19 protein-coding genes and 2 tRNA genes are annotated in these 17,255 nt (G+C 24.8%); 10 read left to right on the top strand and 11 right to left on the bottom strand.

Features of this window, described 5'->3' with window-relative positions; genetic code table 11:
* Positions 1-2: 2 nt before the first annotated feature.
* From AB4W64_RS02910 to dut, 7 genes are all read left to right on the top strand, one after another.
* Positions 3-1,292, top strand: a complete 1,290-nt coding sequence (locus tag AB4W64_RS02910; protein WP_367677989.1) for an adenylosuccinate synthase — start codon at positions 3-5, stop codon at positions 1,290-1,292.
* A 57-nt stretch (positions 1,293-1,349) separates the two neighbouring features.
* Positions 1,350-3,524, top strand: coding sequence for a ribonuclease R (rnr, locus tag AB4W64_RS02905; RefSeq protein WP_367677988.1), 2,175 nt, complete (start codon positions 1,350-1,352; stop codon positions 3,522-3,524).
* Positions 3,525-3,691: 167 nt separating this feature from the next.
* Complete coding sequence (gene rpsF, locus AB4W64_RS02900) at positions 3,692-4,033, top strand: 30S ribosomal protein S6 (protein WP_367677987.1); 342 nt, start codon at positions 3,692-3,694, stop codon at positions 4,031-4,033.
* Positions 4,034-4,152: 119 nt separating this feature from the next.
* The gene (gene rpsR / locus AB4W64_RS02895) at positions 4,153-4,380 is read left to right on the top strand and encodes a 30S ribosomal protein S18 (RefSeq protein ID WP_367677986.1); all 228 of its coding nucleotides are present in this window, start codon (positions 4,153-4,155) and stop codon (positions 4,378-4,380) included.
* 47 nt (positions 4,381-4,427) lie between these two features.
* Positions 4,428-4,880 carry a 50S ribosomal protein L9 gene (gene rplI / locus AB4W64_RS02890; protein WP_367677985.1) on the top strand — a complete coding sequence of 151 codons (453 nt, stop codon included), beginning with the start codon at positions 4,428-4,430 and terminating at the stop codon, positions 4,878-4,880.
* A 43-nt stretch (positions 4,881-4,923) separates the two neighbouring features.
* A complete protein-coding gene (gene cysQ, locus AB4W64_RS02885; RefSeq protein ID WP_367677984.1) occupies positions 4,924-5,670 on the top strand; it encodes a 3'(2'),5'-bisphosphate nucleotidase CysQ in 747 nt (248 codons plus the stop codon).
* A gap of 44 nt (positions 5,671-5,714) precedes the next feature.
* Positions 5,715-6,170, top strand: coding sequence for a dUTP diphosphatase (gene dut / locus AB4W64_RS02880; protein WP_367677983.1), 456 nt, complete (start codon positions 5,715-5,717; stop codon positions 6,168-6,170).
* Here dut and pyrE read toward each other — a convergent pair.
* Entirely contained in the window at positions 6,167-6,811 is a 645-nt protein-coding gene (gene pyrE, locus AB4W64_RS02875; protein ID WP_367677982.1) for an orotate phosphoribosyltransferase, read from the bottom strand. The genes dut and pyrE overlap by 4 nt on opposite strands.
* Positions 6,812-6,952: 141 nt before the next feature.
* Positions 6,953-7,025: transfer RNA gene (locus AB4W64_RS02870), tRNA-Ile, on the bottom strand.
* Positions 7,026-7,165: 140 nt separating this feature from the next.
* On the opposite strand from AB4W64_RS02870, the gene AB4W64_RS02865 reads away from it, so the two are divergent.
* Positions 7,166-7,238, top strand: a tRNA-Asn gene (locus AB4W64_RS02865).
* Positions 7,239-7,271: 33 nt separating this feature from the next.
* On the opposite strand, the gene AB4W64_RS02860 is transcribed toward AB4W64_RS02865, so the two are convergent.
* Positions 7,272-7,580, bottom strand: a complete 309-nt coding sequence (locus AB4W64_RS02860) for a DUF496 family protein (protein WP_367677981.1) — start codon at positions 7,578-7,580, stop codon at positions 7,272-7,274.
* A 70-nt stretch (positions 7,581-7,650) separates the two neighbouring features.
* Between AB4W64_RS02860 and sbcB the strand changes: the two genes are divergently transcribed.
* Complete coding sequence (gene sbcB, locus AB4W64_RS02855) at positions 7,651-9,096, top strand: exodeoxyribonuclease I (protein WP_367677980.1); 1,446 nt, start codon at positions 7,651-7,653, stop codon at positions 9,094-9,096.
* Here sbcB and murI read toward each other — a convergent pair.
* The 3 genes from murI to mutY form a co-directional block, all read right to left on the bottom strand.
* Complete coding sequence (gene murI / locus AB4W64_RS02850) at positions 9,083-9,862, bottom strand: glutamate racemase (RefSeq protein WP_367677979.1); 780 nt, start codon at positions 9,860-9,862, stop codon at positions 9,083-9,085. The genes sbcB and murI overlap by 14 nt on opposite strands.
* A gap of 74 nt (positions 9,863-9,936) precedes the next feature.
* Positions 9,937-10,170 (bottom strand): oxidative damage protection protein, encoded by a 234-nt coding sequence (locus AB4W64_RS02845; RefSeq protein WP_367677978.1) that lies wholly within the window; start codon positions 10,168-10,170, stop codon positions 9,937-9,939.
* Positions 10,171-10,191: 21 nt separating this feature from the next.
* Entirely contained in the window at positions 10,192-11,238 is a 1,047-nt protein-coding gene (gene mutY / locus AB4W64_RS02840) for an A/G-specific adenine glycosylase (protein WP_367677977.1), read from the bottom strand.
* 120 nt (positions 11,239-11,358) lie between these two features.
* On the opposite strand from mutY, the gene trmB reads away from it, so the two are divergent.
* Complete coding sequence (trmB, locus tag AB4W64_RS02835; RefSeq protein ID WP_367677976.1) at positions 11,359-12,078, top strand: tRNA (guanosine(46)-N7)-methyltransferase TrmB; 720 nt, start codon at positions 11,359-11,361, stop codon at positions 12,076-12,078.
* Positions 12,079-12,088: 10 nt separating this feature from the next.
* On the opposite strand, the gene hemW is transcribed toward trmB, so the two are convergent.
* From hemW to dnaB, 5 genes are all read right to left on the bottom strand, one after another.
* Positions 12,089-13,219: a radical SAM family heme chaperone HemW gene (gene hemW, locus AB4W64_RS02830; protein ID WP_367677975.1), complete on the bottom strand. Its 1,131-nt coding sequence runs from the start codon at positions 13,217-13,219 to the stop codon at positions 12,089-12,091.
* 29 nt (positions 13,220-13,248) lie between these two features.
* Positions 13,249-13,899 (bottom strand): YggS family pyridoxal phosphate-dependent enzyme, encoded by a 651-nt coding sequence (locus AB4W64_RS02825; RefSeq protein WP_367678302.1) that lies wholly within the window; start codon positions 13,897-13,899, stop codon positions 13,249-13,251.
* 67 nt (positions 13,900-13,966) lie between these two features.
* Positions 13,967-14,392: a Holliday junction resolvase RuvX gene (ruvX, locus tag AB4W64_RS02820; RefSeq protein ID WP_367677974.1), complete on the bottom strand. Its 426-nt coding sequence runs from the start codon at positions 14,390-14,392 to the stop codon at positions 13,967-13,969.
* A gap of 10 nt (positions 14,393-14,402) precedes the next feature.
* Complete coding sequence (gene gshB / locus AB4W64_RS02815) at positions 14,403-15,362, bottom strand: glutathione synthase (RefSeq protein ID WP_367677973.1); 960 nt, start codon at positions 15,360-15,362, stop codon at positions 14,403-14,405.
* A gap of 312 nt (positions 15,363-15,674) precedes the next feature.
* Positions 15,675-17,072 (bottom strand): replicative DNA helicase, encoded by a 1,398-nt coding sequence (gene dnaB, locus AB4W64_RS02810; RefSeq protein WP_367677972.1) that lies wholly within the window; start codon positions 17,070-17,072, stop codon positions 15,675-15,677.
* Positions 17,073-17,255: the final 183 nt, after the last annotated feature.

The following is a 17,255-nucleotide window of genomic DNA, read 5'->3' as shown; positions in this document are numbered from 1 at the left end:
AAATGAATAAAAATATTGTAATATTAGGTATGCAGTGGGGTGATGAAGGAAAAGGAAAAATAGTGGATTGTTTAACCCTGGATAGTTCATATGTCGTAAGATATCAAGGAGGTCACAATGCAGGTCATACTTTAGTTGTAAATGGAGAAAAGATTATTCTTCATTTAATTCCATCGGGCATTTTACATAGTCATGTCATTGGAATTATTGCTAATGGTGTAGTGGTTTCTCCTTTAGAATTGGTAAAAGAAATAAAAATGTTGGAATATCGTAATATTATTGTTAATAAGCGACTTATTCTTTCTAATGCTTCTCCTTTAATTTTAGAATATCATATTGCTATGGATATAGCACGTGAAAAAAAATTAGGTATTAACGCACTAGGTACTACAGGTAGAGGTATTGGACCAGCATATGAAGATAAAATAGCACGTCGAGCTTTACGTCTCGGTGATTTAAAAGATGAAAAAAAATTGGCAATACGATTAGAAAAGATAGTAGATTATTACAATCATCAATTAGTATCTTTTTATAAACAAAAATCTATTGATTATAAAGTTGTCTTAAGAAACTTGTTGCCAACAATAGATTTAATTTATGATATGATTCAAGATACTACTTGTATTTTACATCAAGCTATTAAAGAAAATAAAAAGATTATTTTTGAAGGGGCTCAAGGTAGTTTTCTAGATATTGATCATGGAACATATCCATATGTTACTTCTTCAAATACTACTGTAGGCGGTGTTGTTACAGGTACAGGAGTAGGTCCTAAAAATTTAGACTATATACTAGGTATAACTAAATCGTACTCAACAAGAGTAGGTTATGGCCCTTTCCCTAGTGAACTTTTTGATAGCATAGATGCACATCTTTCTAAGAAAGGTAATGAATTCGGTTCTACTACAGGTAGAAAAAGGCGTACTGGTTGGTTAGATACAGTATCTTTATGTCGAGCTGTCAAAATTAATTCTTTATCTGGTTTATGTATAACAAAACTAGATGTATTAGATGGTTTAAATGAAATAAAAATTTGCACATCATATAAAAATAATAAAACTTTAGAAATTATAACATTTCCTGATTCAGATGATTGGGAAAATATAACACCAATATATGAAACTCATCCAGGATGGAACAAACAAACATTAGGTATTAAAAAATTAGAACATTTGCCTTATGCAGCGCGCAATTATATTAGTCGTATAGAAGAAATAACACAAATTCCTGTTGATTTAATTTCTACAGGTCCTGATCGTTCTGATATTATTTTTATTAAAAATAAAATATAAATATTATAAATTAAAATAATTTAATTAATATGAAATAATATAAATGGAGAAGTAAATATGGTAGTAGATCCCTACCACAAAAGAGAATCTAAAAAATATAAAAATCCTATTCCTAGTAGAGAATATATCATATCTTGGTTAAAAAAATGTACAGATTTAATTAGTCAGAAAAATTTAGAAAAAAAATTTGGTATTATTAATCAGGAAGAAAAAAAAGCATTGCGTCGAAGGTTAAGAGCAATGGAACGAGATGGTCAAATTATATATACTCGAAATCGTTGTTATATTACTCCTGAAAATTTACAAGTAGTTCAAGGAAAAGTAATAGGTCATAGAGATGGTTATGGTTTTCTTAGATCAGAAACATTACAGGATGATCTTTGGTTATCATCAGAACAAATGAAATCTTGTATCCATGGTGATGTTATTTTAGCTCATGTTATAAATTCAGATAGAAAAGGACGCAGTGCAGCAAGATTTTTAAAAATATTAAAACCTAATGCTTCTTTAATTGTTGGTAGATATCATGTTGATGATAAAAAACAATTTGTTATTCCAGACGATACTCGTTTTAATTTTAAAATTCTTATCACTTCATCTATTAAAGAAAGTATTGCAATAGGATCTATTGTAGTTGTAAAGTTAAAAAAACATCCTATAAGAAGCAATAAGATAAAAGGATTAATAGTAGAAGTTCTTGGAAAAGAAATGGGCACTAATTTAGCCATAGATATAGCATTACGTACATATTCTATTCCATTTTCATGGCCTAAAGAAGTAGAAAAACAATTATGTATGATAAATAATAAAATACATCTATGTGATCGAAATAATCGCATTGATTTAAGGCATCTTCCTTTTTTTACTATTGATGATGAAGATGCTTGTGATTTTGACGATGCGATTTTTTGTAAAAAAAAAATAAACTTCGAAGAAGGTTGGAATTTATGGGTCGCGATTTCAGATGTAAGTTACTATATTCAACCCAATACTGCATTAGATAAAGCTGCATTAGAAAGAGGTACGTCTATATATTTTCCTTCATTAGTAATCCCTATGTTACCAGAAAAAATTTCTACAGATTTGTGTTCTTTAAATCCTAATGAAGAGCGTTTATGCTTAATATGTGAAATGAGTTTGTCAAATAAAGGAGAATTAATTAGTTATAAACATTATGAAGCAATTATATGTTCTCATGGACGATTTACATATAATGAAATTTTTAAAATTTGGAACAATGATATTTTTTTATGCTCTAAATATAAAAAGTTTTTAAAAGATATTAAAAATTTATCATGTTTACAAAAAATATTTGATAAAGATAATATTTCTAAAAAGGGTATTTATTTTGAAAATATAGCTCCTAAATTTGTTTTAGACTCTAATTTAAGAATTAAAAATATTTATCCAAACATTAGAAATGATGCTCATAAGTTTATTGAATCATGCATGATATTAGCAAATATAGCTTCAGCTTCTTTTGTAGAACGACATAAATATTCTGTCTTGTTTCGTAATCATAGCCGTCCTAAAAAAGATCATGTTGTTGCTTTTCGTTCATTTTTAAAAAAATTAGGTTTAACATTACCAGGAGGGGAAAACCCAGAATCTATTCATTATTCGGATCTATTAAAAAGAATTTATAATCGTCCTGAATATGAAATGATTCAAACAATATTGTTACGTTCTATGCAGCAAGCAGTATATTCACCAGACAATTGTGGTCATTTTGGCTTGTCTTTACCTAGTTATGTTCATTTTACTTCTCCTATTAGACGTTATCCTGATCTTGTTCTACATAGAGTTATTAAACATTTATTATCAAAACAAAAAATAATTACTTTAAAAAATTCTAATTCTTTTTTCTACAATACAAATGAAATGAAAAAAATAGGAATGCATTGCTCTATGACTGAAAGACGTGCAGATCAGGCAACTAGGAATGTTGTTGATTGGTTAAAATGTGATTTTATGTATAAAAAAATTGGTCATATATTAACTGGTGTTATTTCTAATGTAACTTCATTTGGATTTTTTGTTCGTTTAAATAAATTTTTCATTGAAGGATTAGTTCATATAGCTTCTTTAGAAGATGATTATTATTTTGATTCTTTAGGGCTTAAACTAATAGGTAAGTCTAGTAAAAATACTTATTGTCTTGGTGATACTTTACAAGTTAAAGTTAGTGCTGTTAATTTAAATGAAAGAAAAATAGAATTATCTTTGATGTAGAAACTTGTATTTTTTTATCATTAAATAATCAAATTATATTGATTTTTATTAAAAAGTAAAATAATATATAAAAAATTAGCTATAATTTAAAAAAAGTTCCTTGCTTCCTTGGGAAATAGCTATATTATTTGATAAGGAAGCTAAAAAATCCAAAAGGAGCACTATAAATGCGTCATTATGAAATAATATTGATGATTCATCCTGATCAAAGTGATAAAGTGTCATTAATAATAGAAAAATGTAAAAAAATTATTCACGAAAATTCTGGTACAATACATCGATTAGAAGATTGGGGTAGACGTCAATTATCTTATTCAATTAATAAATTACATAAAGCACATTATGTATTAATGAATATAGAAGTTGATCCTAAAATTATTAATATTTTAGAAACAGAGTTTCGTTTTAATAATATGATTCTTAGAAATATGATTATGAGTACGAAAAAAGAAATAACTGAATTATCTCCTATCATGAAGCTAAAGGATGATAAAAAAGAAAAAAAATAACATCTGTTTATAGATAATGTGTTTATATTTAAAGACTCTTATTCAGAAACTATATATTTTTAATTTTTTCTATTACATAAATTTAATATAACATTTGCCATTTTTAGAGGTGTAATATAATGGTACGTTATTTTCGTCGTCGCAAATTTTGTCGTTTTACTGCAGAAAAAGTACAAGAAATAGATTATAAAGATATTACTGTTTTAAAAAATTATATCACAGAAAGTGGTAAAATTGTTCCTAGCCGTATTACTGGTACTAGAGCGAAATATCAACGCCAATTATCTAAAGCGATTAAAAGAGCACGTTATCTTGCTTTATTACCATATACTGATCAACATCGTTAATATATTTTATATATTATATGTTATCACACAAGAGAGATTAAAAAATAATGCAAATCATTCTTCTATCTAAAATTCATAAACTAGGTGATTCTGGCTCAATTATTAATGTAAAATCGGGTTATGCAAGAAATTTTTTAATTCCAAAAGGAAAAGCTATTTTAGCTAATAAAGAAAACGTTGAATCTTTTCAAGCACAGCGTATTAAAATAGAAAAAGAAAATATTAGTAAATTGCTGATAGCAAAATCACGTGCTGAAAAAATTCAAAAAATCAGATCAATAATAATATCATCTAAAGTAGGGAAAGAAGGTAAAATATTTGGTTCAATAGGTGTGAGAAATATTATAAAAGAAATGACGTCATTAGGTGTTAAAATAAATAAAAAAGAAATTCGTTTACCCAATGGTTTATTACGTCAAATTGGAGAGCATAAAGTAATATTTCAACCACATAATGAGGTGCAAATAGAATTTATAGTTAACATAATTTCAAAAAATTAATTGTTTAAAAAATCTGTTGTTATTCATTAAAGTATAATTTAAAATGTTAAATCAAATTTGTCAAATAGCACGTCTTGCTGGTAGTGTGATTATGAAATTTTATCATGCTGAAAAATTAATAGATGTTTCTTATAAATCCGATAACACTCCTATAACCAATGTTGATTGTGAAGCCAATAACATTATTAAAAAAGAACTTCTTTCAATTACTCCTCAAATTCCTATTATTTCTGAAGAAGAAATATATAATTTTGATATCTGTCGTCATTGGAATGATTATTGGTTGATTGATCCATTAGATGGAACAAAAGAGTTTCTAAAAAAAAATGGTGAATTTACCGTTAATATTAGCTTGATTAAAGATGGGATGCCTGTATTAGGAGTAATATATGCTCCTTTTTTTGACGTTTTGTATTCTTCTTATCATAAAGAGTCTTGGAAGGAAAAAAAGTTAGGTTTTAAAGAAAATATTAAGGTGTCTAAATCTAAGATTTCGACGTTCATTACTAGTCGTTCACATCCTGATAAAGAATTAAAAAATTATTTAGATGGTGTTGAAAGTTATAAAATCAAACGTTTAGGTTCTTCATTGAAATTTTGTTTAGTTGCAGAAGGAACAGCACAAATTTATCCACGATTTGGAGAAACTTATATTTGGGATACTGCTGCTGGTCATGCTCTTGTTGTTGCATCTGGTGGAATAGTAAAGACATGGAAAGGTTCAGATTTAAATTATTGTTTGTCTTCTCGTTCTTCTTTTCTGAATCCCGGTTTTTATGCGTCTGCATAATTACTATTATGAAACTTTTTTTAATAAGAAATATATAATTTTTTATGAATAAAATTCAAATACAGATTTTAAATTTACGTACAAAAAAAAATTTTTCGTTTCCTACTTATGCAACTTCAGGATCTTCTGGTTTAGATCTTAGGGCGTGTTTAGAAAAAAAGACTAGATTACGAGCGTACAAAACTATTTTAGTTCCAACTGGAATAGCAATATATATTGAAAATCCTAATATTACAGCTTTTATTTTACCGCGTTCTGGATTAGGTCATGAAAAAGGTATTGTATTAGGAAATTTAATTGGTTTAATTGATTCTGACTACCAGGGGCAATTAATGATATCTCTATGGAATCGTAGTAAAAAAGATTTTTATATTAACCCGGACGATAGAGTGGCACAAATAGTATTTGTTCCAATTATCAAGCCATCTTTTTCTTTAGTAGAAAAATTTAATAAAACATCGCGTGCGAAAAAAGGTTTTGGTCATTCTGGTCTTACTTAATAAATACCATACTTTTCACGATATTTTATTAATCCAGGTATATGTTTTTTTAATTTTTTATCTTCTAATAAATAAGAGATTAGATCTTCAATAGTAATTATTGAAGTAATTTTATAACTTGTTTTGTTTGTAAGATGATTGATAGTATGTAAATTTCTTTTTCCTTTTTCTTTGCGATCTAAAAGTACAAATATAGAAGATATATGTGCTCCTTTTCTTTCAATTATATCAATCGAATGACGTATTGCTGTACCTGATGTTATCACATCATCTAAAATAATAATCTTTTTATTTTGAATATTTTTTCCAATCAAATCTCCTTTTTCTCCATAATTTTTTTGTTCTTTTCTATTAAAAGAATATGAAATATTTAAATTATAGTAATTTTTTAATGCTATAGAAGTTGCTACGACAATTGGAATGCCTTTATATGCTGCTCCAAACAGCATATCAAATTTTATTTTTGATTCTATAATTGAATGAGCATAAAATACACCAATTTTAATAATATCTTTACCTGTAGAAAGTAATCCTGAATTAAAAAAATAAGGGCTTTTTCGTCCAGACTTTAATGTAAATGCTCCAAATTTTAATGCTTGTTTTTTAAAAGAAAAATCAATAAATTCTTTTTTCCAGTCCATAAAAATTAAGTCCTAATTCATCATAAAAAATTTAGAATGTTATTCTAAATATTAATATTTTAATTGATATTTAAAATACCATGATATTTATTAGATAATATCATGTAGAAATTAAGTTTTATTTTATTTATTTTATTATTATGGCCCTTGCTGGATTTGAACCAGCGACCAAGCGATTATGAGTCGCCTGCTCTTACCACTGAGCTAAAGGGCCATTTTTTATTATCTTTACTATAAATCAATTTTTTCTAATAATCTACAGTTCTTTTTAAAATTTTATACTTTTTTTAAAAAAAAATATTTTTCATATATATGTTTGACAGGTATATAAAATTTTGATATATATATTTATATTCCTCTGTAGTTCAGTTGGTAGAACGGCGGACTGTTAATCCGTATGTCACTGGTTCGAGTCCAGTCAGGGGAGAAAAAAATATTTTTTTAAAATTTGTATATATTTTTAATCAATAATCATTTTTAAATCTTTTGATAGATTTCTTTTTTCTTTTGACAATTCTGCGCTTTTAACAATATAGTCATCTACTCTATCTTCATAATCGTTTTTCATCATAAAAATTATTTTTTTAATTTCATCATAATTCATTTCTGATGTAATGTATTGACTAAGATTATCTAAAAGTAATATTCTTTTTTGATTATCTCTAATTTTTTTTTCGATATCACATATTTCTCTTTTAATTTTATTTTTTCTTCTAAATTTATGAACAAATTCTAACACATTTTTAAACGATTTTTTTGTATCTGCCATTTTATAAACCTTTTATGTTTATTTTAAATTTTAAAATTTTGATATTTATACTTAATAAAATAAAAAACTAATGATACTTTTTAAAGAAAAAGAACCTACTTTTTTGTTTTACGATTATGAGACTTTTGGAATAGATACATCACTAGATAAACCAGCTCAATTTGCATGTATTAGAACAGATATTAATTTAAATGTAATTGATTATCCAGAGTGTTTTTATTGTTTTCCGTCAGATGATTATTTACCCGATCCTATTTCTGTTTTAATTACTAAAATTACTCCTCAATATACACAAAAATATGGGACTAATGAATATTATTTTTCTAAAAAAATATACGATATTTTAACAGTTCCGAATACTTGTGTTATCGGTTATAATAATATTAATTTTGATGATGAAATTACAAGAAATATATTTTATAGAAATTTTTTTGATCCCTATGAATGGAGTTGGAAGAATGGTAATTCTCGTTGGGATCTATTAAACCTAATACGAGCATGTTATGCTTTAAGACCAAATGGTATAAAATGGCCTAAAAATGAATTAGGACTACCTAACTTCAAACTTTCTAATTTAACACAGATTAATAATATTAGACATATAAATGCACATGATGCCCTATCAGATGTACATGCTACTATTAAAATAGCAAAACTTATAAAAAAAAATCAACCGAAATTATTCGATTTTTTTTTCAAAAATAGAAAAAAAAATGAATTATATAAATTAATTAATTTAAAAAATAATCAACCAATAGTGTATGTTTCTAGTTATTTCGGTTCTGTGCGTCATAATATGACTTGTATTATTCCTATAATTTGGCATAAAAATAATAGAAATATATTAATTTCTATTGATTTATTCAAAGATATAGAGAAAATAATATTATTCTGTAAAAAAATAACTTACAAATACAATAATATTAAACATTTATTTAATTTAGGTATAGTATTACTATATCTTAATCGTTGTCCTGTTTTAGCACCTATGACAGTTCTTCGTAAAGAAGATTGTAATAGATTAAAAATAAATATCGATTTATATCATAGAAAAATTAAATATTTAAAAGAAAATAAAGGTTTTATTAAAAAGATACAAATTATTTTTTCGCAAGAAATTAATAATAAACAATCTTTAAACGTAGATTTGCAAATCTATGATTCTTTTTTTAATTTATCTGATAAAAAAAATATAAAAATTGTTAGAGAGACTGAACCGATTTTTTTAAAAAATATTAATTTTGATTTTCATGATTCTCGTTTAAAAATTTTGTTTTTTCGTTATCGTGCTCGTAATTTTTTTGAATTATTAAATAATGATGAAAAAAAGATATGGTTAAAACATTGTTTTGAAATTATACAACCGGTTTCATTAAAAAACTATCAAAATAAAATTGAAGATTTATTAAAAAAATATTGTTTTAATTCAGAAAAAATTATTTTGCTTAATTGTTTATTGAAATATAGTCTAGATAAGTATAAGGATTTATTGGATAAATATTCTAATTTAAATTAATATATTTTATTTTTTGAAAGCAATATTTTTTTAAACAAGACAATAATTGTTTAAAATTATCATTTTTTTTTGAATAAAAAATGATATTTTCTTTTATATTTTGTTTTATATTTAATTGTTTTAAACATTTTTTAATTTCACATACCATTTTTTCTGTTGAATCGATAAAATAGATAGATTTATATAAAATTTCTTTAATTTCTTTTTTTAAAAATAAAAAATGGGTGCAACCTAATATAATTGTATCAGGTTGTACCGAAAGAGTAGTCCATATTTTAAATATTTTTTGTAATTCTTTTTTTTTAGCAACGACACCTCTTATTTTTTTTTCTGCTATTAAAGCTAATTTATTTGTAGCTATTATTTTAATAAAATTATCATCATTATGATAGACTATGTTCTTAGTATAATAAGAATGAATAGTTGCTCTTGTTGCTATTAAACCAATAATTTTATTTTTAGTTAGTTGTTTGGCAGATTTAATATCAGGAAATATTCCGATAATAGGAAAAGTAAATTTTTTCCTTAAAATAGATAATCCTATAGTACTTGCTGTGTTACATGCAATTATGACCATTTTAATAGGATATTTTTTTTTTATTGTCTGAATAATTGTTATACTTCTTTCAATGATGAAAGATTTTTTTTTATTTCCATAAGGAAAAGCTTGATTATCTAACATGTAAATATAATTCATATTTGGTAATATTTTTTTTATATGGTTTAATATAGATAAACCACCTATACCAGAATCAAATATAAGCACTTTTTTTTATTTTTTTAATAGATGAAGAGTTTTATATAAAATATAAAAAAATAATCATTTTATACAGTATAAATTTATTTCTTAAATAAAAACAGCGTCATATGTTTTTCTATTTTTTTACGATCTTCTAAGTTAAACATATTCAGTTTGTTTTCATTTATTAAAATTGTTTGTTGAACTATCCATTTTTCCCATGCTTTTTTAGAAATTTCATTATATATTTTTTTTCCTAATGTTCCTGGGTAAACTTGAAAATCTTGACCTTCAGATTTTTCTTTTAGAAATGTACAAAAAATTATACGACACATGATTTTTTTATATTCCTTTTTTTAAATATTTTTCATAAGATTGTGTAGTATTGTTTGCACAGGTTTCGGTAAACCTATACGTTGAGGTTTTTTTACATTATACCAAAGGCCAATCTTATTTTTTTTATAAAATTTTAAAGAAGATAATTGAATTAAAATAGGATAAATATATAAAATAAAATGACTGAATTTATGAAAAAAAGGTGTCATTTTTTCATATTTATTTGTATTAATTTTATTTTCTTTTAACCAATTTAGTGCAATTTCTTTAGTATCAAAATTTGGAAAACAAAATAAATTTTTCCAAATTTCTTTTTTTGTGTTTTTTTCCATCCAAAATGTATCGTTAAATTTTATTAAAATAAACCAAGATGTTTTTATAGTAAATATTTTTTTAGTATTTTTTAAAGGATAATGTTCCCATTGTTCTTTTATTTTTGCAATACATCTTTTACTTAATGGACAAATACCACATTTTGGATTTTTATGAAGACAAATTAATGCACCTATATCCATCATCGCCTGATTAAATGTTCCGGTATTATGTACTGGTGCGATCGTTTCTATTATAGACCATAACTTTTTTTCTATTTTTTTATCTTTTACAGATCCTGTTATGCCATAATATCGAATTAAAACTCTTTTTACATTACCATCTAAGATAGGGTAAAAAAAATTTAATGATAATGATAAAATTGCTCCTGCTGTAGATCTCCCTATTCCTGGTAGTTTGATAACATCTGAAAAATTACTAGGAAAAATTCCTTCATATTTATTAGTAATAATTTGAGCTGATTTGTAAATATTTCTAGCTCTACTATAATATCCAAGACCACTCCATAAATATAAAACTTCATCTAATGTGCTATTATTGAGAGATTTTATATTTGGAAAAGTTGATATAAATTTTTTAAAATATGGAATAACAGATTTTACTGTAGTTTGTTGTAACATGATTTCAGATATCCAGACAATATATAATGTTTTATTTTTTTGCCATGGTAAATTTTTTCTACCGTTTTCATGGTACCAGTTTATAACTAATTGTGAAAAAGAGTATATTGTCATTATAATAAAACCATTTTTTGTAAAAATTTACAGTTAAGCTTAAAAAAAATAAAATATTAATACTTTTCTAGTATAATTAAATAAAAATTAATTTAATTAAAATAAAAACAGTAATTAGATATGAAAAATAATATTATAACACCTCAATATGATCAAAATGGTACTTTTTTACGTCAAATTCGTAGTTTTGTTTGTCGTAAAGGTCGTATTACTAAATGTCAAATGAAATCAATTGAAAAATATTGGTCTTTTATTGGAATTGATTTTCAATTAAAGGAATTAAATTTTTTGTCTATTTTCAATTGTTCAGCTCCGATTGTATTGGAGATTGGTTTTGGTTCAGGAGAGTCTTTAGTTCAAACTGCAAAAAATTTTCCTAATAAAAATTTTTTGGGGATAGAAGTATATAAATCAGGAATAGGATCTTGTTTAAATTTTGCTTATATTTCTAAAATTAAAAATTTAAGAATTATTTATTATGATGTGGTTGAAGTTATCGATAATATGATTATGAATCGAACTTTATCAACAGTCCAAATTTTTTTTCCAGATCCTTGGAAAAAAAAACGTCATCATAAAAGAAGACTATTACAAAGCAATTTTTTAAGGTCTTTATCTAAAAAATTGATTATTGGCGGTAGATTACATATTGCTACTGATTCAGAAGATTATGCTTTTTACATATTAGAAAAAATAAAAAATATTACAAATTATATTAATTTATCAAAACAAAACAATTTTATCGTACGACCTGTTTCACGTATAATAACTAAGTTTGAAAGAAGAGGATGCGATCAAGGTAATAAGATTTTTGATTTAATGTTTCAGTTACAATACTAAGAGATTGTCTTTAGTCTAAGAAAATTTCTAATAAATAATTTAAAAAAAATTTTCCTTTTTTTGTTGTATTCCAGTAATTCATTTTGTTAATTAAAAATCCTTTTTTTATGGCTATTGCAATTTTTTTTTCAATAATCATTTCATTTATATTTATTTTTTCTCTAAAATGTTTTTTAAAAACTGGTTGATATAATCTAAAAACATTCATAAAATATTCAAAAATTTGATCTTTTTTAAGAACTTGATTTATAGAATTAAGATAATTTCCATCTAAAAAATCATTAATATTTTTGTTTTTAACTGTTCTGAACATTTTTCCATTTTTTTGAGTAATTTTACCGTGAGCACCGCAACCTATTCCTATATAATCGCCAAAATTCCAATAATTCAAATTATGCTGACATTGATAATTTGGTTTTGAATATGAAGATATTTCGTATCTTTGATATCCTGATTGTTTTAATAATTTTTCTCCTTGTACTAACATTTTAAAGATTAAATCTTCATGAGGAAGTTGAATTTTTTTAGAATAAAATACGGTATTAGGTTCGATGCCAAGTTGATACCATGATATATGCGATGGATTATGTTGAATGGTATTTTTTAAATCTAATAATGCATCTTCTAGTCGTTGACCAGGTAAACCATACATTAGATCTAAATTAATATTATCAATAATTTTTTTAGTTTCTTTGATTGCATCTATTGCTTCTTTTGAATCATATGTTCGTTCTATTTTTTTTAATAAATGTGAATTAAATGTTTGAATACCTAAAGAGAAACGATTAATACCAGAATTTTTATAATCGATAAAACGTTTATATTCCATTGTTTTAGGATTGGCTTCGATGCTGATTTCTGCAGTATGAGAAATTGATGCTCTTTCTTTAATTCCAATAATTAATTTGTTTATAGATGAACTTTTTAATAAACTAGGTGTCCCACCACCAATAAAAATAGTATTAATTTCTCTTTTTGAAATTAAAAGTAAATCTTTTTCAAAATCTTTTAATAAATGTTCAATATATTTTTTTTCAGGAATAATTTCTTTGCTTACATATGAATTAAAATCACAGTATCCACATTTTTTTGAGCACCAAGGAATATGGATATATAGACTAATAGGCGGCAATTTACACATAATAATATTTTTTTAAAAGTTAATATAGATTAGAATGATTTTTCTTTATTAAAAATACAGCGTCCAATTCTTATCATATTACTAGTAGAAAGTAACGATTGTTTTATATCAAAACTAGTTCCTAATGATAAAGTATCTACTGATATATATTGTTTTTTTAGTTCTTGAAAAGCAATTTTTATTTTCTTATATTCTACTTTATTTATGATAGGATCATTATTAATTGAAGGCATTGCCATAATTCCTCTTAAATTAAGATGAGGCATTAAATAAATTTCTTCTGCTAATTGTTTATAATCTTTTATACATACTCCATTTTTATTTTTTTCTTGAGAACTATTAATTTGTATTAATACATTCAGTCGAGGTAAATTTTTAGGTCTATGTTTATTTAATAAAATTGCTATTTTTTTGCGATCAATTGTTTGACACCAATGAAAGTTTTGGGCAATTAATTTAGTTTTTTTAGATTGTATTTTACCAATAAAATGCCAAGTAATATTCTTATAATTTTTTAATTTTTGTATTTTTATAATGCTTTCTTGTATGTAATTTTCTCCAAATTCTTTAATTCCTATTGATATTGCTTCTTTAATCACATTAATATTTTGATTTTTAGTTACTGCTATGATTCTAATATTTTTTAAAGGAAGATTGTTTTCTTCAATAATATTTTGTATTTTTTTTTTATTAAAATAAATTTTAAATAAATATCTTTCATTTTTTTTCTTTTTTATTTTATTAATTTTAATGAATATTAAGTAGATTTTGACTTAACCAACTTTCTAGTATAATTACCGCAGCTAATGAATGAATTTTTTCTTTTTTTAATAGTGCTTTGAAACCACCTTGATTAAACATTATTGATTTAGCTTCCACAGTAGTTAAACGTTCATCATGCATTGTTACTAAAATATTAAATTTACATTTTAATAAGTAAGCAAATTTTTCTGATTGTTTTGTTGTGTTTTGTTTTGTACCATCTATATTCAATGGAAGTCCAACAATTATAATTTTAGGTTCCCAACATTTTAATAAATTTTTGACGCCATTCCAATTTGGTTTTCCACCATTTGTTTTTAAAATATTGAGAGGTCTTCCCTTTCTTGTTATGTTTTCTCCAACAGCTACTCCAATATTTTTTATTCCATAATCAAATGCTATAACTATCATTGTATCATCTCTATAATATTTTTCTCTCAATATAATCCAATAATAAACTTGTAATAGAAATTTTTTTTTGTGCTTCAATTTCACAAATACATGTTGGACTTGTAACATTTATTTCTGTTAATTTATCTCCTATTATATCTAATCCGACAAAAATCAATCCTTTTTTCTTTAAAATAGGAGATAAATGATTTACGATTTTCCAATCTGTTGGACTAAGCGGTTGTACTTTACCTTTTCCTCCAGCAGCTAAGTTAGCTCTTGTTTCTCCAATTGCTGGAATTCTAGCTAAACACCAAGGTATAGCTTTACCATTTACAACTAAAATTCTTTTGTCACCATTTTTAATATCAGGTAAATAAGTCTGAACCATGCAATATTTTTTTTCATAATCTGTTATTGTTTCGATAATTACTGAAAAATTAGGATCGTTTCTTTTAATACGAAAAACACTAGTACCCCCCATTCCATCTAATGGTTTTATTATAATGTCTTGATATGTTTCCCAAAATTTGCGTATTTTTAAAAAATTTCTTGTTACTAAAGTATTTACAGTTAGCTCAGGAAACCATGATATAAACATTTTTTCATTACAGTCTCTTAAGCTTTGAGGTTTATTGATAACCAATACTCCGGTGTTTTCTGCTCGCTCTAAAATATATGTTGCATAAATAAATTCGATATTAAACGGAGGATCTTTGCGCATTAAAATTACATCTAATTGACTTAATAAAACATTTTTTTCCTCAATAATGTTATACCATTCTTTTATATTTTTTTTTAATTTAATTAAACGAGTTCGTGCATATGCATCTCCTTTCTTTAAATAAAGATCATTCATTTCCATATAATAAATTATATGATTTCTTTTTTGTGCTTCTAACAAAATTGCAAAGCTTGAATCTTTATTAATATTAATAGATTCAATAGAATCCATTAATATTCCAATTTTTATTCTTTTTTTATTATGCATATATTTAGTCTTGTTAATTGAACAATTTTTTTATAACGCGATGATGTTTCTTATTTTATTTAAAGTAGTCATATATTTAATATTAAAATAATATTATTTTAATTACTTTTTTATTTTTTTAAAAATATATTAATGAACTTATTTTAATAAACAGTAGTTTTATAAAATTTAAAGGATTTATTTAAAAAAAATCAATTTTTTTTATTATTAAATAATTAAAAAAATATTTTTTAATCATTATAATTTATATTTTTTTTTAAATAACTGAAATATAAAAATGTTGATTAAAAACACTACAGATGTTTTTAATATTTAATCATATTTATGACCAGAATAATTATCAAATCTAGACCAGTGTCCATTAAAAGTTAAGCATACAGTTCCAATAGGACCATTTCTTTGTTTTCCTATTATAATTTCTGCTATTCCTTTAAAATCGCTATTTTCATGGTAAATTTCGTCACGGTATATGAACATTATTAAATCTGCATCTTGTTCTAAAGAGCCTGATTCACGTAAATCTGAATTTACTGGTCTTTTATCAGATCTTTGTTCTAAAGATCGATTAAGTTGCGAAAGTGCTATAACTGGAACTTGTAGTTCTTTTGCTAAGGCTTTTAGTGTTCTGGATATTTCTGCAATTTCTAGAGTTCTGTTATCAGAAAGAGATGGTACTCGCATTAGTTGTAAATAATCTACCATAATTAAAGTTAATCCATTATTTTCACGATAAATACGACGGGCTCTAGAACGAACTTCGTTAGGAGTTAATGCTGAAGAATCATCAATATAGATATTCTTTTTTTTAAGAAGTACGTTAATTGTTCCAGACATACGTGACCAATCTTCATCGTTTAACTGTCCAGTTCGAATTCGTGCTTGATTAACTCTAGATAAAGATGCTAACATGCGCATCATAATTTGTTCTCCAGGCATTTCTAAACTAAAAATAAGAACTGGTTTATCATATAGCATAGCAGCATTTTCACATAAATTCATTGCAAATGTTGTTTTTCCCATAGATGGTCTTGCAGCAATGATAATTAGTTCAGAAGGTTGTAAACCTGATGTTTTTTTATTTAAATCTTGATATCCTGTATTAATTCCTGTAACTCCATCGTGAGGTGATAAAAATAATTTTTCAATACTAGACACAGTTTCATCAAGAATTTGTTCAACATTTTTTGGTCCTGAATCTTTTTTAAAGCGTTTTTCTGCGATTTTAAATACGCTTGATTCTGCATAATCTAATAATTCTTCACTTTTTCGACCTTGTGTATCATATCCAGCATTTGCTATTTTATTTGCTACTAATATCATTTCTCTTACTATTGCGCGTTCTCGAACTATATCGGCATATGCAGTAATATTTGCTGTACTAGGAGTGTTTTTTGAAAGTTCAGCTAAATAAGAAAATCTACCTACACTTTCTAATTTTCCTTTTTGTTCTAAAGATTCAGATAAAGTAATTAAATCGATTGGATATCCCAAGTCAAGAAGTTTTTGCATTTCTTGAAATATTAAACGATGTGGTTTGCTGAAAAAATCGTCTGCGACAACATGTTCTGAAACAGTATCCCATTGTTCATTATCTAGCATTAAACCGCCTAATACAGATTGTTCTGCTTCTAAAGAATGCGGTGGAATCTTTAATCTGTTAATTTGATTTAAATATAATTTATTTTTAGCCATATTTATTGCATATACCATTATTTAGTTAATTTCTATAAAATTATATCGTAATATTGCAATAACACACTATCTACGGATTAATCTATTTAAGTTCTTTTTAATTGTTTTTATCTTTTTCTATCTGTAACATGAAAGTAAAAATTATCATATGTATTTAATGATTAAATTTCATATATAGATTATTCGAATTTATTTTTATCG

It is taken from the genome of Buchnera aphidicola (Brachycaudus tragopogonis), assembly GCF_964059175.1.
GTDB lineage: Bacteria > Pseudomonadota > Gammaproteobacteria > Enterobacterales > Enterobacteriaceae > Buchnera > Buchnera aphidicola_BM.
Note: the sequence above shows the minus strand (reverse complement) of the source record. Positions and strands in the feature narration are given on the sequence as shown.